The organism is Colwellia sp. RSH04 (assembly GCF_003545765.1).
GTDB lineage: Bacteria > Pseudomonadota > Gammaproteobacteria > Enterobacterales > Alteromonadaceae > Colwellia.
The window spans coordinates 14,954-40,897 of record NZ_QXIO01000005.1 but is presented as its reverse complement, the minus strand read 5'-3'; the positions used below and the strand labels follow the sequence as shown (position 1 = coordinate 40,897).

The window sequence follows — 25,944 nt, the reverse complement described above, 5'->3', positions numbered from 1 at the left end:
ACTCCTTATCTCACTGCCGATAAAATAGTGTCGAATATAGTATTAGCCACCGATACAATTTGTGATGCTGCTTGATAAGCTTGTTGAAACTTCAATAAATTAGCGGCTTCTTCATCTAAATTGACGCCTGAAGTCGCTTGATTCCGATTATATGCTTGGGTGAATAATGCTTGTGCTGTATCTGCAGCAAGTTCAGCATTACTTGCTTTTGAGCCCACTTGAGCAGTACTTATGGACATACTTTGATTAAATGTTTCTTTACCTGCATTAAGGATGCCTTGAGTTTGTGTTTGAGAAGTTGCTAGAGCATTCTGTCCATTGCCGGGTCCAAAGGCATCCTCAAAATTAAAGACTTCAGGGGCATTAGGAGCTACCCCTGATGGCGTTCCAGAAATGGTCATTTCCCAAACAGGAAAAGAAATGGTTTCAGATGGCGGTGTGTATGGGCCTGTAGTAGATGGTAAGCCAGCCTGACTGAAAATTGTATAAGTAAAAACCCCAATAGGACTTTCTAAAATCTCTAATTTGCTTGGTCTATTTGCTCTTTGTGTTTCAGGGTCTGTTACTCCTGTGATACTTACTTGGCCATCACTTGTATTATCCTTAGATGGTATTACGGACACAGCAGTACTTGCCGCTATCTGCGCTCCATCAGTCATAATTGTTCGCATCAGCGCAGCACTATTTTTAGTCGGTTTTATAAGAAAAGTATCATCCGTAGCAGGAACCCCCGTTTCAACAAACTCAAAACCAAATGCTGTGGTATGGGTACCCGCAGGAGATCCTGATCCTGGAGCACCTAAATTAGTCGTTGTTTTATCTGACAAATTCATCATGATAAAATCAGTGCCATCAAAACGAATTTCAAACTCATCGGTTGGTACTAAAGAGACATCGGAGATATTTACTTGCGCTGTTAAATTACCACCATTACTCTGTGGTGATAACACTCTACCTTGTTGCAACGCTGTTGTATTAATATCGGTAAATATATTAGCTCCATTGAGGGCATTTAAATCTAAACCTTCAGATTGACTATCATTAATAGTTGAGGAAAATGCCATCGCTAATCGTTCAATTTCAATCATAGCTTGCGCTAAATGTTGATCTCTAAACTCAAAATTAGCAGATAATGAACCACCAATATCAGCGCCATATAATGCGGTAGAGCTATTTGGGCTATTCAGCCTTAATTCTGTTTTCAAAGGGTCAGGATCACCTGAAACGACACTTACCGTTAATGGTGTAATACCTGCCACAAGCGTGGTTCCTTGACCAATCATCACAGACATCACTCCATTTTGATCTTCGATAGTATTAACGCGTGTATATTCTCCTAGTTCAGCAACTAGCTGATCACGTTTATCTAATAAATCATTTGGTTTGCTTGTTTGACTGTTATTTTGTGAATGTAAAATTGTTTCATTTATTTTGGCCAACTCTAAAGATATTTCTGAAATTTTACTCGCAACTTGATTAATCTCTCCATTTACCGATTTTTGCATTTGTACAAAATTACTTTGTAACTCATTAAAGTCATTACTTAAGATACTTGACTGATTTAAAACGATACTTCTTAATGCTGGATCATTAGGGTTATCTGCAACACCATTCATAGCTTGGTAAAAGCGGTCGATAGACTCAGACAATGTAACACCAGATGAGCTCATTATTTGATCAAGTTGGGTTAACTTATTATGTAGAGAGTTAGAGTTTCCTAAATTACTTTGATTTAGCAACTGCTCTTTATAAGAAAATTGATCATAAAGTCTTGTGATATCTTGAATATAACTACCAGAACCAATGTAGTTATCACCATAACGCAAACCTACGGCTGCATTTTGCTCCGCCCGTTGACGGTTATAACCTTCGGTATTAACATTAGAGATATTGTGACCTGTAGTTGCCAGCTGTTGCTGTGCGCTTAACAGCCCACTCACACCGGTTTGATATAAACTAACAGTCATTATCGACACTCCTACAGATAAACATAACGATCCAATCAGCACTGCCTAATTCATACACTCATCTATGTAAACAGAGTCTATAATTTTACTTCGACACGCCTATTTGGTTAATAAGTTACCAACAGTTTTCAAGGTGCCGAGGATCTTGTTAGCATATTGAGGATCTGTTGCGTAACCTGCTTTCTGTAGACCATGCAGGAATTGTTCCACATTACCAGATTGCTGTAATGCATCTTGATAACGATTGTTTGTTGAAAGGAAGTTTACGTAGTCATTAACGCTTTCACTAATCGATTGATATACTCTAAATGGTGCTGTTTTTTTCACCATCGCGCCATTCTCAAACTCTAACGTATCTTTTGATACTTTATTACCAGACCAGCGTGCATCAGCTTTGATATTAAATAGGTTATTTGAACTTGCCCCATCAACATCTTTAATAATTTTTTGCCCCCACCCCGTTTCAAGTGCTGCTTGGGCAATAACAACCTCAAAAGGAACACCTAATTTTTCTTGGACTTTTTTCGCTGGCTGAACCATTGCAAAAACAAAGTCTTTTGGTTGTTCAAAGTTAGGTGTTGATATTTTGACGTTATTATTTTCTGTTGTACTTGAAGTAGCGTATGGCACTGAAGTAGTCTGTATAGACTTAGCACTGTTAGCACCTAAGGCACTACCAAAAGGGTTATTAACTAACGTTGTAAATTGCGCTTTACTTTGATTTAGTAAACTTTGCGCTGATAATAGTTCATCATTAGAATAGCTTGCCTGGACTATATCACTCTGGGCTTTATGTGGCTTACCACTAGACATTGCATTTAATAAACTATTATTGCGAGAGTTAGTTTTATCTGTTGCTAAATTACCATCATTACGCAAAACGGAACTTGGCTTATAATCATCTCCACCACCTAGTTGCCTAACAATAAGATCTGTTAAGCCTAATGTACCGTTAGAGGATAATTCAACAGCCATTTGCTGGTCGTGCATATCACGGTAAAACTTTGTTGACTGAGAGTTGAAAGGACTATCAGATTCTAAAACTTCTTGCGCCTTGCGCATGCTTGAAAGTAACATTCTCATGAAAATTGCTTCAAACTGCTGGGCTGCTTCTTTTAAAGCAGCACCTTTTTCTTTACTATCTGACGATCTTGATTGTGCACGAATATCGTTTAAGCCATTTAACTCCAACGCATTACGCGCCTGATCAAATGCATGTGCTTGATTAATATTAGTATCCATAAAGATAGCCTTTCGCTTTAAAACGACTTAATAACAAAGATAAACACTGTTAAATAACAATGAGCTCGCCACGAATAGCGCCTGCTTGGTCAAGTGCTTCTAAAATAGCCATCACGTCACCTGGACCAGCACCTACTTCATTAATGGCACGTACTAAAGTGTCTAATGTTATACCCGGCTCAAAAACAAACATACGAGCATCCGTTTGACTTACATCAATCACCGATTCATTCGTTACTACTGTTTCACCTTCTGCAAAAGCATCAGGCTGAGAAACATTTTGTATCTCATTTATAGTTACAGTAATACCACCATGGGTGATAGCAGCGGCAAGCAATTTAACTTCTGAGCCAATCACAATAGTACCTGTACGCGAGTTAACTATAATTTTTGCCGCAGGTGATGCTGGTTCAAACTCTAAGTTTTCAATAACAGATAAAAAGCTCACCCTATCAGAAATATCTCTTGGCGCAGTCACTCTTACAGAAGTGGCATCAAGTGCTTGAGCTGAGCCTTCAATTAATTCGTTAATGGTATCTGATAGACGTTTTGCGGTGGTGAAGTCTGAGTTTCTTAAATTAAACGTAATATAATCACCTGATGAAAAGGGAGATTTAACTTCTTTTTCAACAATAGCACCGTTGGCAATTCGACCAACGGTAGGAATATTTACCAATACTTGAGAGCCATCAAGCCCTTGTGCTCCCAAACCACTTACCACTAAACTGCCTTGAGCTACAGCATAAGCATTGCCATCAATACCCATTAATACCGTTTGTAATAAAGTACCACCTCGTAAACTTTGCGCACTGCCCATGCTAGAAACGGTAACATCAATACTTTGACCAGGTTTTGCAAAAGCATTTAACTCTGCATGCACGGCTACTGCGGCAACATTTTTAATTTTTGGCTTTAAATTATCTGGCATGGTAATACCAAAATTGCTCAACATGGTTTTAAAGCTTTGTTCAGTAAATGGGCTTTGTTCGCCTGTTCCCGGTAAACCAACAACTAAGCCATAGCCAATTAATTGGTTAGAACGAACCCCAGCGACATCAGCTAGGTCTTTAATACGCTGTGCGTAACTGACATTTACCAATATCAAGCTACAAAGTATTAATGTTATTTGTCTAAACGTTTTCATTTGCTTATTACCTATTGTTTACAGTTCACAAAACAACTCATTTCATCGTTAAATTAAACGTTAAATCGGCCACCAAGAACTACTAAAGAATTTTGTTAACCACCCCTGTTCATTAACATCAGCAAAAGTTCCTGTACCTGCATATTGAATTCGTGCATTGGCGACTTTAGTTGATTGAATGGTATTATTAGAATTGATATCTTTTGAACGGATAACCCCCGTTAGACGAATGTATTCATCACCATTATTTAAGGTGATCCATTTTTCGCCACGGATCATTAAATTACCATTAGGTAAAACGCGTAATACGTGAACAGAAATATTACCACTGAGACTATTGCCTTGATCCGCTTTTGAGTCACCTTTAAAAGCAGAATCTTGCTCTAACCCAAACTGTAATGCTTTACCATTAACCGTGACTGCTCCTCCACCTAAACCAGTAACAGCACCAAGTTCAAAGTCATTTTCTTTTTTAAGCTCTGTTTTAGCATTTTTCTTTGCTTGAGTACTCTCACTTAAAATAACAGAGATAATATCTCCCACTCGGTGCGCTTTTGAGTCAGAATAAATGTTATTTACATAGTGTTGGTTAAACAGTGAACCACTGGGTACAATTGACTCTTCTTCTGTCTCAGGCATTATCGGCGCAAAATCAGGATCATCAGGCAGTGCCTTACTTAATTCTACGGTGTTACTACAACCAGACATTAAAGCCATTATCATACTGACTAAAGAAAGCTTAATAATGTTATTCATTACAGACTCCTCAATTATACCTAATGACTATAATTGCTGATTAATATAGCTAAGCATTTGATCAACAGCTGAAATAACTTTTGAATTCATTTCGTAAACTCGCTGACTTTCAATTAAATTGACCAATTCTTCTGTGGTATTTACATTTGACGTTTCTAAAGCGCCTTGAACTAACATGCCATAGCCTTCAAGCCCAGGAACCCCTTCTTGAGGTGCACCACTTACCGCCGTTTCAGTAAATAAATTTTGTCCTATAGGCTCTAGACCTGTTGGGTTAACAAAATTAATCAAGTTAATTTGACCAACAACAGCGGGATCAGCTTGCCCTTGTAACGTAACCGACACTTCACCATCTTGAGACACAATAATACTTAAGGCATCTTCGGGTATGGTTACTTGCGGCTGAACTAGATACCCAGCCCCTGGTGTCACCATATTACCTTCTTCATCCATGGTGAATTGACCATTACGGCTATAAGCAGAGCTACCGTCAGGCATAAGTATTTCAAAGAAACCTTCCCCTTGAATCATTAGATCTAATGCATTATCAGTAGTGATCATGTCACCTTGGGTGTGGATTTTTTGTGTCGCGACTACTTTGGTACCGGCACCTAACATTAAACCAGAAGGCGCCTCAGTATCTTGAGCTGTACGACCACCTGGCTGATTAATGTTTTGATAAAGTAAGTCTTCAAATACTGCTCTACTTTTCTTAAAGCCTACGGTACTGGCATTGGCTAAATTATTAGAAATTACCGCAATATCTTTATTTTGCGCATCTAAGCCGGTTTTACTTATCCATAATGCTGGGTTCATAAATCACCTCTTTTGCTAATCGTTGTTATCGAGACTCTCACGTTAGAATGCTCTTAATAAAGCAGAAGCACTTGAGTCGATCTCTTCTGCGGTTTTCATCATTTTTAATTGCATCTCAAACTGTCGTTGCAAGGCAATCATTTCTGTCATTTCATTGATAGGATTCACGTTACTTGATTCTAAGGTACCACCCAGTACTTTAACGTTAATATCAGCAGGTAAAGCAGCTCCCCCTTTCGCACGGAATAAACCATCGTTTCCTTTTTCTATCAATCGTACGTCAGTATTTACGAGCTTAATACGGCCAACCTCATCTTGAACACTACTTGGTGCGCCTTCAGGTTGAACCATAATAGTTCCGTCTCGACCAATTTGAATATTGTTAACAGGTAAAGGGAGTTGTATTGGTCCGTTCTCACCTAGCACCAGTTCACCAGAATTTGTTTCTAGCGTACCTTGTTCAGTGACTCGCAAATGTCCACTACGTGTGTAAGCTTCCTTACCATCGCCTGCCTGTACAGCCATAAAACCATCACCTTCAATGGCAACATCAAGTGAACGACCCGTCGTTAACATAGAACCAGAGTCAAAATTTTGGCTTGCTCTCTCAGTCATAGAGAAGACACGTGTGGGTAAACCTTCACCATAAGCTTGCATAGATCTCGCTTGTGCTAAATCAGCTTTAAATCCCGTTGTTTTAGCATTGGCTAAGTTATTGGCATTAATAGATAAAGCGTGCATATTTTGTTTAGCACCGCTCATCGCGATATAAAGCATCTTATCCATGGTAATTTCCTTACAATTCTATCTAACTAAGAAAATGCAAGTTAAATGCCACAACGAGTAAATAGATAAGTTTTATTCTGAAAAGAAAAAAGTCAGTTTTAACAGAGGTAGTTCTATTTAAATTGAAAAGCAGTCGTAAAAAATAAAAAACCAATATCTAAGAGAGGAACTTTGATATTGGTTTTTGCGTAAATCCCTAGCGATTGTAAAGTCGCTAGGGGTTGTAATAACTATCTAATTTGTAAAATAGTTTGGTTTAACTGGTTATCAACTTCTAACGCTCGAGAGTTAGCTTGGAAATTTCGTTGTGCTGAAATTAAATCAATAAGCTCTGTTGTTAAATTAACGTTTGACTGCTCAAGTGCTGATGAATTAATCGTACCAAAAGTACCTGAACCTGCTTCACCTGCTAATGCCTCACCAGAAACAATGCTCTCCTTCCAGTTAGTATTACCTATTTGGGTTAAGCCTTGCTCGTTAGCAAAGTTTACCATCGCAATACGGGATAACGGTTGCGACGTACCATTACTGTAGGTAGCTCGAACAAGACCATCAGTACCAATATCAATACCGGTTAATCGCCCTACAGCCAAACCATCTTGGTTTAATGCTGTTACTTCAAAGTTTGAGGCAAACTGTGTTGGTTCATTCGGGTTAGGGCCTGTAGGGTCCAAATTAAAATCTATTTGTACCCGTTGAGTAGTATCCGCACCATTTGGCAAGTGATTAGTAAAATCTTCGGTAATAATACCGCCATCAGCTAAGGTTGGTATTTGTGCGATAAAATCACCTGAAGCATCAAACTCTAATCGTGCTCCACCAACACCACCAGGAGCCAATGGACCAGAAACAGTACCACCTGTTATACCCGTTGGTGAAGGTGGTGCCGTACTATCATCAACTAAATTGATAGGTTTGCCATCAACGGCTGCAAAGAGCATCCATTGATTAGGGTTGACAGAGGGATCATCTTTAATGAAAAAATACGTCATTACATGACTATCACCCAACGAATCAAAGATTGTTACCGACGTTGAGTTATTGAAGGTTAGTGGATCATCTGGATCAAAGTTACCTGGAGCCCCTGCTATGTATGAGTCACCCGCAGGTAAATTCATACGTACATCGACTTCACTGGTTTTAGTTGGTGCGCCAGAAGCTGTTGGAATTCGAATAGGTTCAGCCGTACTTAAACTAACCGATGCTGATGAGCCATCAGGGTTTACTGGAAACCCTAATAAATGACCGCCTTGTGAATTAACAACGAAGTTATCAGAGTTTAATTTAAATTGCCCTGCTCGAGTGTATGAGGTTTCAAGAGAGCCAAGTTCAGGCACTGTTGCAAAAAAACCATTTCCTGTTACGGCAAGATCAAGCGCATTATTAGTAAATTGAATACTACCTTGTGAAAATTGTTGAGCAACATCGGCAGTTAATACACCATCACCGACTTTGGTTTTACCGGAAGCAAGTAATGATGCGGCATAAACATCTACAAACTCAGCACGAGACTCTTTAAAACCTACCGTATTGACATTAGCAATGTTGTTTGATGTAACATCTAAATCTTTCTGCGCTGCGTTTAGCCCGCTTAATGCTATGTTAAATGACATAATCTAACCCTCTTTAAAAATTCTATTCAGTATTGGCACTTGCCTAATAAATTCATTTATTTTGTGTAATCAAGTATCTTGAAAATAATTAAGTTTCAGAAACTTCAATAACATCGGCTAATGCCATTGCACTGCCACCATTTAAATTCAGCATAATATTGCCGCCCGCACCCGCTAAAGTGACACTGTCAACTTTACGATAAGTCATCGCTTCTAATTCTGATGCTTTACCATCGACTAAACCAACCACTCTAAAGCGATAAGCGCCTGCTTGAGCATCTTCGCCATTAGCGGTTTGACCATTCCAAGTAAAACCAAACTCACCTTTATTAACACTACCAACAGGGACAGTTTGAATCACTTCGCCCGCGGTGTTTTCGACATAAATAACAACATTACTCGCTGGTTTATCGGTGACTAATTTACCTTTAACATTTTCACCTTCATTCATGCCAAAGACGTTATCTTTAACTAAAACACTGCGTCCAACTAATGATGATGCTTGCAGTGCTTGACTTGAAGTCATAGAACTTGCGAAGGAATTAAATTGATCATTTAATTTACTCACACCATCTGTGGTTGAGAATGCAGTCATCTGAGAAATCATCTCATTGTTATCAACAGGCTTTGTCGGATCTTGATTTGAAAGCTCTTTCGTTAATAAAGCAAAGAAATCTGCTTGTGTAAGCATGCCTTTATCTTGCTCTGCAACTTTATAATCCTCTTTTTGCCAACGCATAGCTTCAAGAGGATTGCCACCTTTAACTGTTTCCATTTTGCGCTCCTAATATAGTTAAGCTATTCATTAGCGTTGACCTAGAGTTAACGTTTTATTGAGCATATTCTTAGCTGACTCAGCTAATTGAACATTTGTTTGATAAGAGCGTGAAGCTGAGATCATGTTAGTCATCTCTTCAATCACATTAACATTTGGCTTATAAATATAACCGTCTTTATCAGCCATAGGGTGACTTGGAGAATATTCCACATTAAGTGGCTTATCACTTTCAACTATCCCTAGCACTTTTACACCAGCGGCATTTTGTTGCCCTGCGGCAGCTTCTTGCATTGCTGCGGCAAAAACAGGATGCCTCGCTCGATACGTTTCATTTGCACTGCTACTAACACTGTCAGCATTAGCAATATTACTTGCCGTTGTGTTTAACCGTGTGGATTGAGCGCTCATACCGCTTCCGCTGATATCAAATACGTTAAATAAGCTCATGATTATTGACCTCCGCTGATGACTTTCTTGTAGGCTTTTATCTTGCCATTAAGAAATTGTACGCTGGCTTGATACTCTAATGAGTTTTCTAGATACAAGTTTCGTTCCATTTGTACATCAACGGTATTACCATCACCTGTATCGGGTTGATCTGGAACGCGAAATTTTAGAAAATCTTCTGAGCCGGTACGAATATCGAAATGTTTTTCGTTGGTTTTGTAAATATTGGTTCGCTGTTTTTGTGAAGCTTGGGCTAATGCCTCTTTGAAGTCCATACCTTGAGCTTTATAGCCAGGAGTATCTGCATTAGCTATATTTCCAGCAATAACTTCTGCTCTTTGGGTACGTAAAAGCATACCTTGAGCATGCATTTGAAAACCTTTATCAAATCCCACTGCCATAGCAGCCTCACTTAGTGTAAACAACTTACATTTATTTATGAGTAAAGATTATTCAATTATTGTGCCAATTAAAGTGTCAAATTTATTTTAAAGGGATATCAGAGAAGTATGTAAAAACAAGAAATAGTCAAATAGACAAATAGACAAGTCGTTATGAGTTAGCTTTAGATATTACTATTAATAGTAAATGTTAACGTTTTTGATAAACAATGCCGGGATTACACCTGATCATATTAAAGTTTTGATTTAATCCAGACAAAGACTCAGAGGCTCCTAAAAATAAGTAACCGTCATTATTCAAAACACCGTGTATTTGGCCAATAATTTGAGACTTTATTTCAGGAGAAAAGTAGATTAAAACATTGCGACAAAAAACAATATCGAAACGCCCCATTAAACTATAACTATTTAATAAATTCAGTGGCCTGAAACTGACCATCGATTTTACATGCTGCTTCACTTTCAGCATACCGTTATCGCCTGATTCAAAAAACTGTCGCTTACGCTCTGCTGAAAGGCCTCTTGCTAAAGCTAAGCTATCATAGTGGCCATATTTACAATGCTCTAGCATCGTTGTCGAAATATCAGTACCAACCACTTGCACACCACGTGGAAACGCGCCGGGGTTTGCTTGCTGGTATTCAAGCACTGACATAGCAATAGAATATGGCTCTTGACCAGAAGAGCTGGCTGCAGACCAAATTTTAACTGGGGTTTTTCTGTTGGCGAAATCGGGTAACAACTTAGACTTTAACAACTTAAACGGATAATCATCACGAAACCAAAGTGTTTCATTAGTTGTCATAGCATCAATCACTGCGGCACGAAGTTGCCGCTCAACAGGAGAAAGGGTTTTAGTGACCAATTCACCTAAAGATGCTATGCCAAATTTAGCCATTAAAGGCGCTAAACGACTTTTAACTAGATATTGTTTATTTTCCCCAAGCACAATACCACATTGCTGCTCAAGGAAAGTCCTAAATTCGTGATAGCTTTTTTCGTCTAGTTGTCTTGCTGACACTCGATATTTCCTGTTTGCTCAACGTATAAATAATATGATTAAACTAGCGACGTTAATCTTCTAGTTTCAACCACTTCTTAACTGCTGTTGCCAGCTCATCAGGGTGAAATTTTGGTATAAAATCTTCAGCACCTACTTTTTCAACCATCGCGTTATTAAATACACCACTTAATGAGGTGTGCAATATAATTGGCATTTTGGCCATACGATCATTACCTTTAACCTCAGCAGTTAGTGTGTAACCATCCATTTCAGGCATTTCAATATCAGAAATCATTAACGCGACTTTTTCGGTGATACAATTAGAACAGGTGCTTTCAATTTCTAATAGTTGATTCAATGCATCTTGACCATTTTTAGCCAAAATCATGTTAATTCCAAGAGGCTCTAGAGCTCGTTTTACTTGGTTACGTGCTACAGTAGAGTCATCGGCAATCATGACAAGTTTTTCACCTAAATCTTCACCAACTTGTGCATCACCAACACCTTCACTCAATTCTGTTGAAACTGGAGAAATTTCATTTAAGATTTTTTCTACATCTAAAATTGAAATCATTTCATTATCAATTTCAGTTACCGCAGTTAAATAACTCGATTTCCCAGCTCCTTCTGGTGGCGGCATAATATCTTTCCAACTCAGCGTAACAATTCTTTCAACACCTGCGACTAAAAAGCCTTGAACACTTCGGTTGTACTCTGCAATTATAATAAAGCTATCATCTGTCTGCATAATTGGCGGACCACCTGTCGCTTTACTTAAATCAATAACAGAAATAGTTTGACCTCGAATATGAGCAACCCCTTTAATGTAAGCATCTTGATTGGGTAATGACGTTAATGGTGGACATTGCAAAACCTCTCTCACTTTAAACACATTAATGCCAAAGCGTGGTCTTCCCACTAATTTAAAAAGAAGTAACTCCAGTCTATTTTCACCAACTAATTGAGTGCGTTGGTTTACTGAATCTAAAATGCCTGCCATAAAAACCTCATTTGTATACGTGCTTTAACCTACTCTTACTTTGCCCAAAACTCATAAGGGCACACTTCTTGTAAGGTAACAGTAATATGTGTCTGTAAATTGACACAAAATAAAATGTACTAACTTAACCTAAGCATAGACGACAATTTGTATTTACCTATATATAGACAACAAAATATATGCAATATAATCAAGTAATTTTATCATTTTCTTCGCTAATGCTCATTTTCTCATCACATTGCCTAAGTAAAGAGTATAAAAGAGAAGAAATAGAGCAAATCAGTAAAAACTATGTAGAACAAAATTATGTAACGAAATCAGAGGGAAAAATAAACGTTTCGGTGGCACAACTTGACCCCAGAATAATCATAAAGCCCTGTCAAATTCCCCTTAAAGCAAATATACCTGAAAAAAGTATAGGTAGAAATGTAAATGTGAAAATAAGTTGTGAAGATTCAACACCATGGAAAATGTATCTCACAGCAAAAGTCTCTATAACCTACCCTGTATTGGTTGCAATCAAAACAATACCAAAAGGAAGCCGGTTAACCGAAGATAACGTTGCCTTACAATTTTTACCTGAACATAAAATAAGAGGTGAAAAACTTAATGATTTTAAACCGATCAACGGCGCAAAAGTTAAACGTCGAATAGGAAAAGGAAAAGCGATAAATAATAAAAGCTTATGCATAGTATGCAAAGGAGATAGTGTTACTATTACTGCAGAATCAAAAAACTTCAGTATAAAAACACAAGGTAAGGCATTAAGTTCAGGTAATATTGGCGAGCAAATTCGCGTTGAAAATCTGCGTTCAGGTAAAATTATTACCCCACAAGTAATTGCTATTAACCAAGTTGTTATTCATCTATAATTTAATTAAAGTATTATTACTGTATGCCGATATATAAATATTAGGAATAATCTACACTATTGGTTAATTGTCGCGGGACATTATTATGGCTATAAATATCAACAACTTAAATAACGTAAATCAGGTGCAGCAAAACCAAAAAACTCAGGTTAAGCAGCAAGCATCTGAAATGGCTAATACACAGAGTCACGTTAAAACAGCTGGTAAAGATTCAGTTTCGATTACCCCTCAAGCTAAACAGTTAAATGAATTGCAGAAAAAGTCCACTGAAGGCCCTGGTATCGATCAGAAGAAAATAGATGAGCTAAAAAAAGCAATAAGTTCAGGTGACTACAAAGTCAATCCTGAAAAACTTGCTGCAAGCCTCGCTGATTTCGAGTTTAAATTACTGTAATTACATAGCCAATGATCTTTCGTAAAATTTAAGTAAAGTCATTCTATTTTGGCGTTAGTTTTCCTTAAGCTAGTTGTAATTTATTTAGATAATGCCTTTAAAAGAAATGACTTAAACTAAAATTGTTTCTTTACTCTATCTGCAATTGTTTTTATGGTAGTAGGTATTACAGCGCATTGATAAATAAAGGTCATTTTATGTCACAAGGATTATCTCCTCAGCAACTACTTGCTCAACAATTACAACAATTGCAAACACTTGAGAAGTTAATAATCACTGAAAAACAAGTGCTTCAACAGCACGATCCTGAAGCTCTCGTCACTATAAGCCAAGAAAAAAATCAGCAACTTCTTGCTATTGAATCACTTGATAAACACATTAGCTTAGATCAACAATTCGCTAGAGATAAAGCCGCTGGAATATTAGATAATGAACTAGCTGAAATAACAGACTTATTATCACAATGCCAACAACAAAACCTAGTGAACGGACAAATCATCCAACAATCTCAACTCGCCGTTGAGCGCATGAAAACAAGCTTATTGGAAAACCACACAAAAAATACTATTACGTATGATAGTAAAGGTAAGAAAAGCGGTGGGTTATCAAGTATAGGAATAAAAGCGTAAAATGATATTTGCGAGATTAACAGAACCATTAATCTCGCTAAATAGACAAAGGTAGTTGATGAGATTTACTTAAAAATAAGTGACTTCTTTAATTTCTTTTCTGTTCAAACTTGCCTGATAAATCGTATAAACATCTTCAAAGTCAAGTTGTAACTCCGTCGTATAAGTATCGCCAACAGGGTAGCTTTTGACGACTTTTGCAGCTCTTATAATACCGCTCACTGATGCAGATAAACGATCATCGTTAATTAAAAGATCGGCCATTGTCGTATTACCACTTACTTGCTGACCGTAAACTTGTTCAGCTAATTCAGCATAGGCTGCAAGTTTAGATGCCTTAATAGCCATTAACATTCGCTGAGTTTCATGTGTTGAATTTTGTAAGCTAATTGGAGCATATCCTATTCCGTTAAGTACAGGGAAACTTTCAGGTTTTACCGCTTCCCATTCAACATGTTTATCATACAAACTTGAACATGCAGATAAAAATACCCCTGCTATTAGTATCACAGTTACTCTGAAGTGTTTATAAAACATAATTATTTCCCATCACTTAATGAAGTAAATTCAATATCATTAATTTTGAATACTCACTGCGCGTTGATCTTCCACCAGCATGTTGTTTGTTCTTATTAACATACCATCCTTCATTTTTACATTTTGATCAGGATTTACTTCATCACCAAGAACCCAATTAGGAATAAATGACTGTGCAGTAGCAACAACAACTTTTGATTGAATACCGATCATTCTTGCATTAATCAGTATGCCACTTTCTTGCTCAACCATTGTGCCGGCAACAACATAGTCAATTATCTGACGTTCAGGTAGTTCTTTCCAATCACGGCTAAACACATAATCACCACTTTTAGTTACCCTAATATGACCTGTCGTTTTATAATCAATAACTACTAAGCCATGTCTTTGCAGCTCATGTACAAAGCTTTCAGCCAATTGGTTACCTAACCAGTTTGTACTTTCTAAAGATGAAAGCTCAACGAATGACGTAACGGCAACAGGAGTTTTAGCATTTACAAAGCTACTGCTCTCAAGCATCTGATAAGCTAAACCTTTTACCACATCATTAATGGCATGCTTAGGCAGGTTATAACTATCTATTTCTCCCCTATCAACTTTTGTAGATTGATAAAACCCATCATCATTCGTGGTTTCACACGACAATAAAGCAGGTAACAATAATGGTATAAGCCATTTTTTCATGGTGTTCCCCTTATAAAAGCAATTTCTACCTGAGTACATAACATCAAGTATTTGCGCTTAACTCGGTTAAAGCTAACTATTTGCCAAAAACTAATGCAGTTTTTACGCCAAACCATCAAAAAATACAAAATAAAAAAGGAGAAGATTTTTAATAACTTTAAGTAGGCATAATTAATGCATCGCAATATTATTACGTTTCAATACAGAAACAGCTGAAATTAACCACTCATCAAAACAAGAGTTGTGAGATTTATCATCATGAATTATTGGGAAAAAACACTATTACTTAGTATGATCCTTGTGCTATTTACTTTACCTACAACAACTCATGCGCAATGGTATGAGACACAAGGTCACGCTAGATTAGATAAGAATACAGTAGAAATAGCTCGCACAAAAGCTATGGAGAATGCTTTAAAAAAAGCACTCCTTATAGCTGGAGCAAGCGTATCGAGTGTACAGCAAGTTATCAATGGTTTACTAACTCAAGACCAACTTAATGTTAGGGCTACCGGCAGTGTTAACTCAATTGAAATTGTCGATGAAATGTACAACGGCGATCTCATTACGGTTACCATTAGAGCAGATATATTTCCTCAAGAACGAAAATGTTTTGCCGTAAACTTCAAGAAATCTCTATTACTGACTAAAAGTAATATTATGCATAGAGAACAAGCGAATGTTGGTAAAATTTACGCAATAGATAAGGCAATACCTCTACAACTAAGCAAACAACTTAATAAACATTCTAGTTACACAACACATACCAATATTATTCACAATAAAACCCAGTTTTCGCGTTTAAATAATAGCTTAGCTTATGATGAAATCGCAGAGTTATCTAAAGCTCTTGCACAATCATCAAACAGCCAGTACATCTTATTTAGTGAAATAAATGATATCTCTTTTGAAAAAGAAGCTACCAATAGTTGGAAAGTTTGGCAACAAGGTATTTACCCTCGAAATTTAGCTATGAATTTTTATTTATATAATGGGATCAATGGTGAGTTAGTGTGGCAAGAGGAATACCAAGACTCTGCCCCTTGGGAGTTTACAAAAAGAAAAACTATTGACCCTTTTGCGACAAAGTTTTGGCAAAGTGAATATGGCACCATGATTAATACGCTTCTTGAAAAAGTGGTTAAACATATTGATGAGAACATTATGTGTGAGCCAAGCAGAGGTAACATTATTCAACTAACAGGTAATCAAATTACCTTTGACTTAGGTAGACAACATGGAGTAAAAATTGGTGATGAGTTTACTATTTTACAACGCCAAAACTTTACCAGTAATAACGGTAAGAACTATACTGGCTTTAATACTAGCCCCTTTAAAGTTAAGGTAACTCAATTAAGCCAAAAGACCGCAGTGGCTAAAACATCTAACAACAGTTTATTTGGCAATATTCAGGTAGATGATTTAGTTGTCAGGTATTAGGGCATATTACTAAAAAGTATTGTATCTGAATAATCTTCAGTTACAATTTGCTTTATGTCCTCATAGTTTAACTGGATAAAACTGCGGCCTCCTAAGCCGCTGCTCCAGGTTCGAGTCCTGGTGGGGACGCCACTATAACTAACGATAAATAGCGAACATAAAAAAGCCCTACACTTTACAGTATAGGGCTAATATCTTTTATATTTAGCCTTACAATCTTTAGAATAAAATTATTCTGATTGGGATTGTTCCACATCCATGTCATCGGCTACAGAGGTTGTACTAAGTATTGCTGAAACTGCCATTATTAGTACTGCAAATATCACCGTAGTTAGCTTTAACCCTCTTGATGATGACTTATTCATTTTATTACCTATTAGCTGTATTCATTATTATTAATTTGCTTACTTTTACAGCGAATCAAAAATCTAATTGATTTTTAGATAAATATCAATACGTAGGGGAAATTAAATGTTTAAAAATCAAACAGTATTTTTTAATTAAGTATCCATGTTTTGATCAAATGAATTAGATTGCTCCTTTCTTTGCTCCTCTTCTGAAGTAATACTTACTCGTATTGAAGCACTTAACATCCCTCCTCCAGAATCTAACATACCTAGGCTTATATTACCTTGAAGCAACTGACTAACTTCTTTTACCATGGCCATAGAAGTACTGTAAGTAGCTAGATCCGTTTTAGAAATAGTTTTTAAAACTTCATCGCTATCTGCGGCGGTCGTCTCATCTTGATGAGAAAAGATAAAAAATAACGTTGCACTTCGTTTATGGTGAGCATGAACTTTTATGGATAACCTTAAATTATCAGTATTAAAAACTTGCTGAGCACTTTTAATAAAAGCTGTTAGCATTTTTTGAATACGCAACTCATCACTGTTTATGTAATGGGGAACCTCTTTATCTATTAAAAAGAAAACCGACTTTCCAGCCATCAAGTTATTTGCTTTAATCATTAATTCCATGCGCTCTATAAAACCATAAAAATCAAAAGGCACACTTTTTACGGGTATACTACCTGACTCTATATCCGATAAATCCATCATAGTATTTAACAATTGCTCTATATTATTAGACGCATGATTAATTCCTAAAACTTGCTTATTATTAATTCCTTTTCGTTTGAATTGCTCTAAAAATGCTCTTATTGCATTAAGAGGAAGGCGTAACTCGTCATTTAACGTTCTTAAAAATTGAATTTTAGCGGTACTACTGCGTTCTGATTGCTCCTTAGCAAGTTCTAATGCCCGAGTTTTAGAATCAACCTGCAAAGTTAACTCACTCGAGTAAGCCGCCATCATCAGAATCATTAATTGAAAAAAGAACCCTCCTAAAGTGCCACCAATGAGAATAACCCAAGTTTTTAATGATTTACTTTGCATAAACCATGGTTGTGATTCTGCAAATTCAATACGCCAAAGCCGAGAAAAAACCGATAGCTCAGAGAAGTCATGAAGTCTGTTATCTCGTGTTAAGGTTTTACCATATAATAAATACGGCTCTACAACTGAAACGTCTTTAATCATGAACTTCACTTTATTATTTTTTCTTTCATCTAACTTTTGTAATAGTTCATCAAATTGAACAACAGCGACAATAAAGCCAAGTAATTCATGTTGTTTCTTAGGTTGTTCATAAGTTAACTCTCTGCTCGTTACTTCTCGCTCTTTATGCTTAAAGACAGCTTTGGTAAACAACACTCCGGGTTTCGTGTGATCATCTTGGATTAAAGTTATGGGTGCACTTGCTAAAATTTCATCACTATGAAAAACACTGGTCATTGATAATGCGTTTTTAGGATTTGAATAAACATCAAGACCTAATACGACTTCATTTCCTTCACCAGGGTAAATATAAAATAAAGGTGCATATTGTTCTCGATTTCTTGATGGCTTTAAATTATTTCCTTTTTGTCGCTCTTTAATTATAAAGTTTTGCTGAAAAAGTTCACTCGCTTGCTCTTCAAAGGTTTTTCTTTGCGATCCATTTACTAAGGGCGCCCATTCTAATGCCCTAATGCTATAGTGTTCGTTTAAGATAATTTTACTAAAGACATTAAACTCATTAAGCGTAACTTCTTGGCTTGCTTTGAATAACGCCGATAAACTATTTACTTTCTTTGAAACTTCCTCTATTTCATGTTGAATAATCGATACAACCTCAGCTTGTTCTGCTTCAAATTGCATTGCTCTGTCTAATTGCTGCTCATCTTGTGATGTTTTAATGATCAGTAAAATAGCAAAGGCACCTATAAAGGAAGCCAACAAAATATAAAGCTTTCTACTAACATGAAAAACCATTGAATCTCGCTCTTGGCGAAGTAACATGGTTGGCACAAAAAAAGTCGCAATTAATAAGCTACTCGACCAAGCTGATAAAAAGGTATAAAGAAAAGAACCTGTTAATACTTTATTATCTAAGATAGAGATAACTAAAACAGCTGAAGCCGAAACTAAACTTGCTAAAGGTCCAACCTTTAGTAAAAATGCAAACAACCAGCGCCTAGATTTCAACCATTTTTTATAAAACACGTATTTATAAGTTAGTTGTTTAGCCCAATAACTTTGCAGAAAAATAGCCAATGTAGAAATCAAAATCAAAGATATATCTACGCCATCTTCAAAATAATAATAAGAAAAAATGGGTAATAGCGCACTCATTAACAAAACGGAAACAAAAGCAACATTACCCCAGATTATTATCAAGCAACTTGCCACGGCTGCAGCTGGACCAACGTAATTGACAAAAGAGAAGGGAGTCATAATCAACAAAGCGCCGACACAAGTAGAGAAGAATATAATGGCCGTGACTAAAAATTGTTGGATGCGATTGAATAACATAAAAACTAAAATGCGCTAAATATCATAAGACTAATTTGATACTATCAGAGTTTACCTTATAAACAATTATTAACTGTACACAGAGTTAAACTTCACCATAATAAATATTGATTGCAAGTAAGAAGTGAAACCACTGTTTACTCATCACTCTACCTAACGATTTAAAATAATGAGTTTCTTTCTAAAAACCTCATTTTAATGTTCAAAATAGCAATTGCCCATAGCGATGAGGTTAACCCTTCTTTATGCTGCGTTAAAAACTGCTGATTTACTTGCCTAAACCACACAACTTTACCTTAATGTATAGGGGGATCTCTCAGCTGAATTATTAAACAAAGGTAAACACGCTCTAATCATATTCACCTTATGACTTAACTAAAATTAAAATAATATAAAAAATAATGTAATTAAATTTGCGCTGATGCGCTGGGTAAGGGAAAATATGGCTTCGAAATTCAATTATTATTAACAATAATTATAAGAAGCTGGATTTTAGAAACCTTGCATTCTTATAAATAAAGACTGGAGCTACTATGTCGTCGCGTCAAGAGTTGGCAAATGCCATTCGAGTTTTAAGTATGGATGCTGTACAAAAAGCAAAATCAGGGCATCCTGGTGCACCAATGGGAATGGCAGACATTGCCGAAGTTCTCTGGCGTGACTTTTTAAAGCATAACCCATCAGATCCAAACTGGGCTGATCGCGATCGATTTATCCTTTCAAACGGTCATGGTTCAATGCTTATTTATTCATTATTGCATTTATCCGGTTATGACTTATCTATTGATGATCTAAAGAACTTCCGTCAATTACATTCTAAAACTCCAGGTCATCCAGAATATGGTTATACACCTGGTGTTGAAACAACTACAGGACCTCTAGGCGCTGGTATCTCAAATGCCGTTGGTATGGCTATTGCTGAAAAAACTTTAGCTGCACAATTTAACCGTCCAGAGCATGACATTGTTGATCACTTCACCTACTGTTTCTTAGGTGATGGCTGTTTAATGGAAGGCATCTCTCATGAAGCATGTTCTCTTGCCGGTACGCTTGGTCTGGGTAAACTTATCGCTTTTTGGGATGACAATGGCATATCAATTGATGGTGAAGTTGAAGGTTGGTTTACTGATGACACCCCTGCTCGCTTTGCATCATATGGCTGGCATGTAATCAGCGTTGATGGTCACGATGCACAAGCAATCACCAATGCAATCACTGAAGCAAAATCAGTGACCGATAAGCCAAGTATGATTTGCTGCAAAACTATTATTGGTTTTGGTTCACCAAATAAAGAAGGTACACATGACTGTCATGGTGCTCCGTTAGGTGATGAAGAAATTGCTGCAACACGTGAAAAATTGAACTGGTCGCATGCACCATTTGATATTCCTACAGATGTTTACAGCCAATGGGATCAAAAAGCCAAGGGCCAAATAAGCCAAACTAACTGGAATGAAAAGTTTGCCGCTTACCAAGCTGTATACCCAGAGCTCGCCAATGAATTTGAACGTCGAGTCATCAAAGGCGAATTACCGAAAGATTTTGAAGGTAAAGCGAATGCCTTCATTCAGCAGTGTCACGACAATGGTGAAAATATCGCGTCACGTAAAGCCTCACAAAATGCTATTGAAGCGTTTGGTAACGTTTTACCTGAAATGTTAGGCGGCTCTGCAGATTTAGCAGGTTCAAACCTTACGTTATGGTCTGGTTCAAAAGGTATCGAAACAGATCCTGCTGGTAACTATATTTTCTACGGTGTACGTGAATTTGGTATGAGCGGTATCATGAATGGTATCTCTTTACATGGTGGTTTCATCAACTACGGTGCAACCTTCATGATGTTTATGGAATACGCACGTAATGCAGTACGTATGTCTGCACTTATGGGTATACAAAACATTTTTGTATACACTCATGATTCAATCGGTCAAGGCGAAGATGGCCCTACTCACCAACCTATTGAGCAATTAACTAACTTACGTACAACACCAAATTTAACGACATGGCGCCCATGTGATGCGACAGAATCAGCAGTTGCATGGAAAGCTGCGGTTAAAAACCAAAAAGCACCAACAGCACTAATCTTTAGTCGCCAAGGACTGCCTGCGGTTTCTCGCAACGCCGAACAGCTTTCAAGTATCGAAAAAGGTGGCTATGTTATCTCTGATTGTGAAGGTACAGCAGATGTCATATTGATTGCGACTGGCTCTGAAGTTTCACTAGCACTTAATTCAGCTAAAGCGTTAACAGAGCAAGGCAAAAAAGTACGTGTTGTTTCTATGCCTTCAACCAATGTATTTGATGCACAAAGTAAAGAATATAAAGAATCAATTCTACCTGCTGCAATAACAAAGCGTGTTGCCATTGAAGCAGCTCATGTCGATTTCTGGCATAAATATGTTGGATTACAGGGTGCTGTTGTTGGTATGACTACCTTTGGTGAATCAGCTCCAGGTAATATATTATTAGAGCACTTTGGTTTCACTGTTGATAACGTTGTTAATACCGTTAATCAACTTTAAGCAAAACAACAAGGCGGGCAATTAACCCGCCTTGTTACTTTTTCTACAGCAAATTCTTGCTAACTTAGTGATTACATGACCATTAGAATAGCTATTAACGGCTTTGGCCGTATTGGCCGCAGTATTGTTCGAGCATTATATGAAAGCGGCAGATCAGACGAGTTCACTTTAGTTGCGATTAATGAATTAGCGCCTGCCTCAGGCATCGCTCATTTATTAAAATACGATACAACGCACGGGCAATTTCCATTTACTGTTTCTCATAACGAGCAATCGTTACAAATAAGCAACAACGGCTTTAGCAAAAATAAGCCATGCTCTGATGAAATAATATTAAGTCATCATAAGTCACTAAGCGACCTTCCATGGAAAGCGTTAGATATTGATTTGGTGTTAGATTGTACGGGCAAGTTTGGCAGTAAAAGCGATGCCTTAATACATATAGAGCAAGGTGCTAAAAAAGTTTTATTTTCGCACCCTGGTAGCCAAGACCTAGATGCCACCATTATTTATGGCATTAATCATCAAAGCCTATCTGAAAACGATCGAATCGTTTCAAATGGCTCTTGTACAACTAATTGTATTGTACCCGTTATTAAGGTTCTTGATGAAGCCTTTGGTGTTGAAAGCGGTACCATTACCACGATTCACTCTTCAATGCATGATCAACAAGTTATTGATGCATATCACCCTGATTTAAGGCGTTCTCGTGCAGCTAGCCAATCAATTATACCAGTAGATACCAAATTGGCAGCAGGTATAGAGCGTATTTTACCTCAGTTTAAAGGGCGTTTTGAGGCAATTGCCGTAAGAGTGCCTACGGTAAATGTTACGGCAATGGATTTAAGTATTACCGTCAACAAAGACGTAACCATAAACGATATAAACAAGGCTATTCAAAAAGCACAAGTATTACCAATTGAGCAAGGGGGTCTAAATGGCATTCTTGCTTATACCGAAGAGCCACTAGTTTCTATTGATTTTAACCATAACCCACATTCTTGTATTGTAGATGGTAGTCAAAGCCGTGTTAGCCATAAACGCTTAATCAAAATGTTAGTATGGTGTGATAACGAGTGGGGTTTCGCAAACAGAATGCTAGATACAGCACGACAAATGAAATAAACATAGAAAGCTAATTAAATTAAATAACTTAATTAGCTTTAATTACTTACCGATAACTAAATTTTGGAGATCAGCATGTCAGTGATAAAAATGACAGATTTAACACTAAACGACCAACGCGTTTTGATTCGTGAAGATTTAAATGTACCTGTAAAAAATGGACAAATCACATCAGACGCTCGTTTACGCGCTGCATTACCCACATTAAAACTTGCATTAGAAGCCGGGGCTAAAGTGATGGTTATGTCTCACTTAGGTCGCCCTACTGAAGGAGAAGCGAATGACGAGTTTTCATTACAACCTGTGGTTGATTATTTAGCCGCCGCGTTAAACTACCCTGTCAGATTAGTAAAAGACTACTTAGACGGTGTTGACATTGCTGCTGGAGAATTGGTTATTTTTGAAAATGTTCGCTTCAACAAAGGTGAAAAGAAAAACGATGAAGCACTCGCGAAAAAGCTTGCTGCACTTTGTGATGTTTTTGTTATGGATGCTTTTGGCACTGCCCATAGAGCTCAAGCCAGCACCTATGGCGTTGCAAAATATGCACCTAAAGCTTGTGCAGGACCTTTACTTGCTGGTGAACTAGAAGCACTTGGCAAGGCATTAGACAACCCTGCTCGCCCTCTAGTTGCTATAGTAGGCGGTTCAAAAGTATCGACTAAGTTAACGGTATTAGATTCTTTATCATCCATTGTAGACCAACTCGTTGTTGGTGGCGGTATTGCAAATACTTTTATTGCAGCATCAGGCAACAATGTTGGCAAGTCACTATTTGAAGCAGACCTTGTTGAAGAAGCAACACGTTTAACTCAGCAAGCGAAAGCTAATAATGGTGACATTCCTGTACCTACTGATGTCGTAGTTGGTACAGAATTTTCTGAATCTGCAACGGCTACGTTAAAAAGTGTTGCTGACGTGTCATCTGATGACATGATATTTGATATTGGCCCTGATTCAGCTAACGCTCTTGCTGAAATTATTGCTAACGCGGGGACTATCGTGTGGAATGGCCCTGTTGGCGTATTTGAATTTGATCAGTTCGGTGAAGGTACAAAAATCATTGCTCAGGCTATCGCTAATAGCTCTGCATTTTCAATTGCCGGTGGCGGCGATACTTTAGCTGCCGTTGATAAATATAATATTGCTGACAAGGTATCTTATATATCGACTGGCGGTGGTGCATTCTTAGAGTTCTTAGAAGGGAAAAAACTTCCTGCTGTTGAAATCTTAGAGCAACGAGCAAAATAAATAACCTGCCATTTTATAATAACGCTCAACAATAAATCTTAAATAAGCGAGTTCTTTTGAGCACTCGCTTATTTTATGCCCAAAATATTGTTCTCACTGAGATATACGGATTATTTCATTTCTTACTAAATTTATTCCCGTCATTTTGTTATTAACATAAAAACCACCGTATGAAAACCGAATAAAACAAAAACAAAACGAAGCAAAACGAAACTAACCGAAAACAAAAACGAAAGCTAAGCTAAAGAGAGTAGTAAACTTTAATTCATAAAGATAAAGCAAAGCACTATTGGCGTTTAGCCTATCTTGAATTGTTGTTATAATCGAACAAAATACATACCTACTAAACCAAACCGTTTAAAACGCAAGTTTTAACAAATTATTCTGTAAGATAAGCTTTCGTTTTGCTATAATTCTGCGCAATTAAGTAAAAACTTTCATCCATTACAACAAAACTTATCTAGGAGTAAGTAAATGGCTTTAATTTCAATGCGCCAAATGCTTGATCATGCGGCAGAAAATGGTTACGGTATTCCAGCATTTAACGTAAATAACTTAGAGCAAGTACGTGCGATTATGATCGCTGCTGATAAAACCAATAGCCCTGTTATTTTGCAAGGTTCAGCTGGTGCTCGTAAATACGCTGGTGCTCCTTTCTTACGCCATTTAATTTTAGCTGCAATTGAAGAGTTTCCTCATATTCCAGTTGTGATGCATCAAGATCACGGTACTTCGCCGTCAGTTTGTCAACGTTCTATCCAATTGGGTTTTTCATCAGTCATGATGGATGGTTCATTAATGGATGATGGTAAAACACCATCAAGTTATGAATATAATGTAGATGTAACACGCCGTACCGTTGAAATGGCTCATGCCTGTGGCGTATCCGTTGAAGGTGAATTAGGTTGTTTAGGGTCTTTAGAAACTGGTGAAGCGGGCGAAGAAGATGGCATTGGCGCTGAAGGTAAACTTAGCATGGAGCAAATGCTAACAGATCCAGAGGAAGCTGCTGACTTCGTTAACAAAACTCAGGTTGATGCCTTAGCAATAGCTTGTGGTACTTCACACGGTGCTTACAAATTCACGCGCCCGCCAACAGGCGATATTCTAGCGATTGATCGCATTAAAGAAATTCATAAACGTATTCCTAATACACACTTAGTTATGCACGGTTCATCTTCAGTACCACAAGACTGGTTAGCAGTAATTAATGAATTTGGTGGTGCTATTCCAGAAACTTACGGTGTACCTGTTGAGCAAATCTGTGAAGGTATTAAGCATGGCGTACGCAAAATTAACATCGATACCGATTTACGTTTAGCTTCTACTGGGGCAACTCGTCGTTTCTTAGCACAAAACCCAAGCGAGTTTGATCCTCGTAAATTCTTAGCTAAAACAACTGAAGCTATGACAGATATTTGTATTGCTCGTTATGAGTCTTTTGGTACTGCTGGCAATGCTGATAAAATTAAACCAATTTCATTAGACACTATGTTTGATCTCTATGAAAAAGGTGAGTTAAAAGCCTTAGTAAAATAACGGTAATCTATTAAGGTTTTCGCTAAAAGGGCTTCGGCCCTTTTTTATTGTATCTCTCATAATTTACCACTCACCATAACATTGTATTTCGCTACACTTTAGTAAAATATTTATCATTGCACTTCCATAATAAGCTTCGTTAT

Annotated in this window: 24 protein-coding genes and 1 tRNA gene; 9 read left to right on the top strand and 16 right to left on the bottom strand. The window is 37.3% G+C overall.

The window, feature by feature from the left end; genetic code table 11:
- Nucleotides 1-5: 5 nt before the first annotated feature.
- The 12 genes from flgK to D1094_RS09735 form a co-directional block, all read right to left on the bottom strand.
- Nucleotides 6-1,967, bottom strand: a complete 1,962-nt coding sequence (gene flgK / locus D1094_RS09790; protein WP_118959929.1) for a flagellar hook-associated protein FlgK — start codon at nt 1,965-1,967, stop codon at nt 6-8.
- 99 nt (nt 1,968-2,066) lie between these two features.
- Nucleotides 2,067-3,209, bottom strand: coding sequence for a flagellar assembly peptidoglycan hydrolase FlgJ (gene flgJ, locus D1094_RS09785; protein ID WP_118959928.1), 1,143 nt, complete (start codon nt 3,207-3,209; stop codon nt 2,067-2,069).
- Between the two features lie 49 nt (nt 3,210-3,258).
- Nucleotides 3,259-4,353: a flagellar basal body P-ring protein FlgI gene (locus tag D1094_RS09780; protein WP_259337898.1), complete on the bottom strand. Its 1,095-nt coding sequence runs from the start codon at nt 4,351-4,353 to the stop codon at nt 3,259-3,261.
- Between the two features lie 60 nt (nt 4,354-4,413).
- On the bottom strand, nt 4,414-5,109 hold the full coding sequence (gene flgH, locus D1094_RS09775) for a flagellar basal body L-ring protein FlgH (protein WP_118959927.1): 696 nt from the start codon (nt 5,107-5,109) through the stop codon (nt 4,414-4,416).
- A 27-nt stretch (nt 5,110-5,136) separates the two neighbouring features.
- Nucleotides 5,137-5,925 (bottom strand): flagellar basal-body rod protein FlgG, encoded by a 789-nt coding sequence (gene flgG / locus D1094_RS09770; RefSeq protein WP_118959926.1) that lies wholly within the window; start codon nt 5,923-5,925, stop codon nt 5,137-5,139.
- A 42-nt stretch (nt 5,926-5,967) separates the two neighbouring features.
- Entirely contained in the window at nt 5,968-6,711 is a 744-nt protein-coding gene (gene flgF, locus D1094_RS09765; RefSeq protein ID WP_118959925.1) for a flagellar basal-body rod protein FlgF, read from the bottom strand.
- 230 nt (nt 6,712-6,941) lie between these two features.
- Nucleotides 6,942-8,324 (bottom strand): flagellar hook protein FlgE, encoded by a 1,383-nt coding sequence (gene flgE / locus D1094_RS09760; protein WP_118959924.1) that lies wholly within the window; start codon nt 8,322-8,324, stop codon nt 6,942-6,944.
- A gap of 88 nt (nt 8,325-8,412) precedes the next feature.
- The gene (locus D1094_RS09755; RefSeq protein ID WP_118959923.1) at nt 8,413-9,099 is read right to left on the bottom strand and encodes a flagellar hook assembly protein FlgD; all 687 of its coding nucleotides are present in this window, start codon (nt 9,097-9,099) and stop codon (nt 8,413-8,415) included.
- 30 nt (nt 9,100-9,129) lie between these two features.
- On the bottom strand, nt 9,130-9,549 hold the full coding sequence (gene flgC, locus D1094_RS09750) for a flagellar basal body rod protein FlgC (protein WP_118959922.1): 420 nt from the start codon (nt 9,547-9,549) through the stop codon (nt 9,130-9,132).
- Nucleotides 9,550-9,551: 2 nt separating this feature from the next.
- Nucleotides 9,552-9,950 (bottom strand): flagellar basal body rod protein FlgB, encoded by a 399-nt coding sequence (flgB, locus tag D1094_RS09745; RefSeq protein WP_118959921.1) that lies wholly within the window; start codon nt 9,948-9,950, stop codon nt 9,552-9,554.
- A gap of 190 nt (nt 9,951-10,140) precedes the next feature.
- Entirely contained in the window at nt 10,141-10,971 is an 831-nt protein-coding gene (locus D1094_RS09740) for a protein-glutamate O-methyltransferase CheR (protein WP_118959920.1), read from the bottom strand.
- A gap of 52 nt (nt 10,972-11,023) precedes the next feature.
- Nucleotides 11,024-11,953, bottom strand: coding sequence for a chemotaxis protein (locus D1094_RS09735; protein WP_118959919.1), 930 nt, complete (start codon nt 11,951-11,953; stop codon nt 11,024-11,026).
- Nucleotides 11,954-12,132: 179 nt separating this feature from the next.
- On the opposite strand from D1094_RS09735, the gene flgA reads away from it, so the two are divergent.
- From flgA to flgN, 3 genes are all read left to right on the top strand, one after another.
- Nucleotides 12,133-12,825 (top strand): flagellar basal body P-ring formation chaperone FlgA, encoded by a 693-nt coding sequence (gene flgA, locus D1094_RS09730; RefSeq protein ID WP_118959918.1) that lies wholly within the window; start codon nt 12,133-12,135, stop codon nt 12,823-12,825.
- An 85-nt stretch (nt 12,826-12,910) separates the two neighbouring features.
- On the top strand, nt 12,911-13,219 hold the full coding sequence (gene flgM, locus D1094_RS09725) for a flagellar biosynthesis anti-sigma factor FlgM (RefSeq protein ID WP_118959917.1): 309 nt from the start codon (nt 12,911-12,913) through the stop codon (nt 13,217-13,219).
- A 197-nt stretch (nt 13,220-13,416) separates the two neighbouring features.
- Complete coding sequence (gene flgN / locus D1094_RS09720) at nt 13,417-13,848, top strand: flagellar export chaperone FlgN (RefSeq protein WP_118959916.1); 432 nt, start codon at nt 13,417-13,419, stop codon at nt 13,846-13,848.
- 69 nt (nt 13,849-13,917) lie between these two features.
- On the opposite strand, the gene D1094_RS09715 is transcribed toward flgN, so the two are convergent.
- Both D1094_RS09715 and D1094_RS09710 read right to left on the bottom strand, forming a co-directional pair.
- Nucleotides 13,918-14,385: an LPP20 family lipoprotein gene (locus tag D1094_RS09715; protein WP_118959915.1), complete on the bottom strand. Its 468-nt coding sequence runs from the start codon at nt 14,383-14,385 to the stop codon at nt 13,918-13,920.
- A 39-nt stretch (nt 14,386-14,424) separates the two neighbouring features.
- On the bottom strand, nt 14,425-15,069 hold the full coding sequence (locus tag D1094_RS09710; RefSeq protein ID WP_118959914.1) for a FlgO family outer membrane protein: 645 nt from the start codon (nt 15,067-15,069) through the stop codon (nt 14,425-14,427).
- Between the two features lie 258 nt (nt 15,070-15,327).
- On the opposite strand from D1094_RS09710, the gene D1094_RS09705 reads away from it, so the two are divergent.
- Nucleotides 15,328-16,509 (top strand): flagellar assembly protein FlgT, encoded by a 1,182-nt coding sequence (locus D1094_RS09705; protein WP_259337897.1) that lies wholly within the window; start codon nt 15,328-15,330, stop codon nt 16,507-16,509.
- A 56-nt stretch (nt 16,510-16,565) separates the two neighbouring features.
- Nucleotides 16,566-16,641, top strand: a tRNA-Arg gene (locus D1094_RS09700).
- A gap of 98 nt (nt 16,642-16,739) precedes the next feature.
- Here the strand turns inward: D1094_RS09700 and D1094_RS18895 are convergent.
- Together D1094_RS18895 and D1094_RS09695 are read right to left on the bottom strand one after the other, a co-directional pair.
- Nucleotides 16,740-16,874, bottom strand: coding sequence for a hypothetical protein (locus D1094_RS18895; protein ID WP_259337896.1), 135 nt, complete (start codon nt 16,872-16,874; stop codon nt 16,740-16,742).
- Nucleotides 16,875-17,009: 135 nt separating this feature from the next.
- Nucleotides 17,010-19,229, bottom strand: a complete 2,220-nt coding sequence (locus tag D1094_RS09695) for a CHASE domain-containing protein (protein WP_182440148.1) — start codon at nt 19,227-19,229, stop codon at nt 17,010-17,012.
- Between the two features lie 668 nt (nt 19,230-19,897).
- On the opposite strand from D1094_RS09695, the gene tkt reads away from it, so the two are divergent.
- From tkt to fba, 4 genes are all read left to right on the top strand, one after another.
- Nucleotides 19,898-21,886, top strand: coding sequence for a transketolase (gene tkt, locus D1094_RS09690; protein WP_118959912.1), 1,989 nt, complete (start codon nt 19,898-19,900; stop codon nt 21,884-21,886).
- 75 nt (nt 21,887-21,961) lie between these two features.
- Nucleotides 21,962-23,011, top strand: a complete 1,050-nt coding sequence (gene epd / locus D1094_RS09685; RefSeq protein ID WP_118959911.1) for an erythrose-4-phosphate dehydrogenase — start codon at nt 21,962-21,964, stop codon at nt 23,009-23,011.
- 75 nt (nt 23,012-23,086) lie between these two features.
- On the top strand, nt 23,087-24,262 hold the full coding sequence (locus D1094_RS09680; RefSeq protein WP_118959910.1) for a phosphoglycerate kinase: 1,176 nt from the start codon (nt 23,087-23,089) through the stop codon (nt 24,260-24,262).
- Nucleotides 24,263-24,736: 474 nt separating this feature from the next.
- The gene (gene fba / locus D1094_RS09675) at nt 24,737-25,801 is read left to right on the top strand and encodes a class II fructose-bisphosphate aldolase (RefSeq protein WP_118959909.1); all 1,065 of its coding nucleotides are present in this window, start codon (nt 24,737-24,739) and stop codon (nt 25,799-25,801) included.
- Nucleotides 25,802-25,944: the final 143 nt, after the last annotated feature.

What these genes read in the sequence shown, in the direction of transcription:
- D1094_RS09780 (WP_259337898.1), bottom strand. Translation starts at nt 4,353, where the DNA reads ATGAAAACGTTTAGACAAATAACATTAATACTTTGTAGCTTGATATTG.
- flgK (WP_118959929.1), bottom strand. Translation starts at nt 1,967, where the DNA reads ATGACTGTTAGTTTATATCAAACCGGTGTGAGTGGGCTGTTAAGCGCA.
- D1094_RS09680 (WP_118959910.1), top strand. Translation starts at nt 23,087, where the DNA reads ATGTCAGTGATAAAAATGACAGATTTAACACTAAACGACCAACGCGTT.
- flgE (WP_118959924.1), bottom strand. Translation starts at nt 8,324, where the DNA reads ATGTCATTTAACATAGCATTAAGCGGGCTAAACGCAGCGCAGAAAGAT.
- tkt (WP_118959912.1), top strand. Translation starts at nt 19,898, where the DNA reads ATGTCGTCGCGTCAAGAGTTGGCAAATGCCATTCGAGTTTTAAGTATG.
- flgG (WP_118959926.1), bottom strand. Translation starts at nt 5,925, where the DNA reads ATGAACCCAGCATTATGGATAAGTAAAACCGGCTTAGATGCGCAAAAT.
- flgJ (WP_118959928.1), bottom strand. Translation starts at nt 3,209, where the DNA reads ATGGATACTAATATTAATCAAGCACATGCATTTGATCAGGCGCGTAAT.
- flgF (WP_118959925.1), bottom strand. Translation starts at nt 6,711, where the DNA reads ATGGATAAGATGCTTTATATCGCGATGAGCGGTGCTAAACAAAATATG.
- D1094_RS18895 (WP_259337896.1), bottom strand. Translation starts at nt 16,874, where the DNA reads ATGAATAAGTCATCATCAAGAGGGTTAAAGCTAACTACGGTGATATTT.
- flgH (WP_118959927.1), bottom strand. Translation starts at nt 5,109, where the DNA reads ATGAATAACATTATTAAGCTTTCTTTAGTCAGTATGATAATGGCTTTA.
- flgM (WP_118959917.1), top strand. Translation starts at nt 12,911, where the DNA reads ATGGCTATAAATATCAACAACTTAAATAACGTAAATCAGGTGCAGCAA.
- flgC (WP_118959922.1), bottom strand. Translation starts at nt 9,549, where the DNA reads ATGAGCTTATTTAACGTATTTGATATCAGCGGAAGCGGTATGAGCGCT.
- flgN (WP_118959916.1), top strand. Translation starts at nt 13,417, where the DNA reads ATGTCACAAGGATTATCTCCTCAGCAACTACTTGCTCAACAATTACAA.
- D1094_RS09705 (WP_259337897.1), top strand. Translation starts at nt 15,328, where the DNA reads ATGAATTATTGGGAAAAAACACTATTACTTAGTATGATCCTTGTGCTA.
- D1094_RS09735 (WP_118959919.1), bottom strand. Translation starts at nt 11,953, where the DNA reads ATGGCAGGCATTTTAGATTCAGTAAACCAACGCACTCAATTAGTTGGT.
- D1094_RS09755 (WP_118959923.1), bottom strand. Translation starts at nt 9,099, where the DNA reads ATGGAAACAGTTAAAGGTGGCAATCCTCTTGAAGCTATGCGTTGGCAA.
- D1094_RS09715 (WP_118959915.1), bottom strand. Translation starts at nt 14,385, where the DNA reads ATGTTTTATAAACACTTCAGAGTAACTGTGATACTAATAGCAGGGGTA.
- D1094_RS09710 (WP_118959914.1), bottom strand. Translation starts at nt 15,069, where the DNA reads ATGAAAAAATGGCTTATACCATTATTGTTACCTGCTTTATTGTCGTGT.
- flgA (WP_118959918.1), top strand. Translation starts at nt 12,133, where the DNA reads ATGCAATATAATCAAGTAATTTTATCATTTTCTTCGCTAATGCTCATT.
- flgB (WP_118959921.1), bottom strand. Translation starts at nt 9,950, where the DNA reads ATGGCAGTGGGATTTGATAAAGGTTTTCAAATGCATGCTCAAGGTATG.
- epd (WP_118959911.1), top strand. Translation starts at nt 21,962, where the DNA reads ATGACCATTAGAATAGCTATTAACGGCTTTGGCCGTATTGGCCGCAGT.
- fba (WP_118959909.1), top strand. Translation starts at nt 24,737, where the DNA reads ATGGCTTTAATTTCAATGCGCCAAATGCTTGATCATGCGGCAGAAAAT.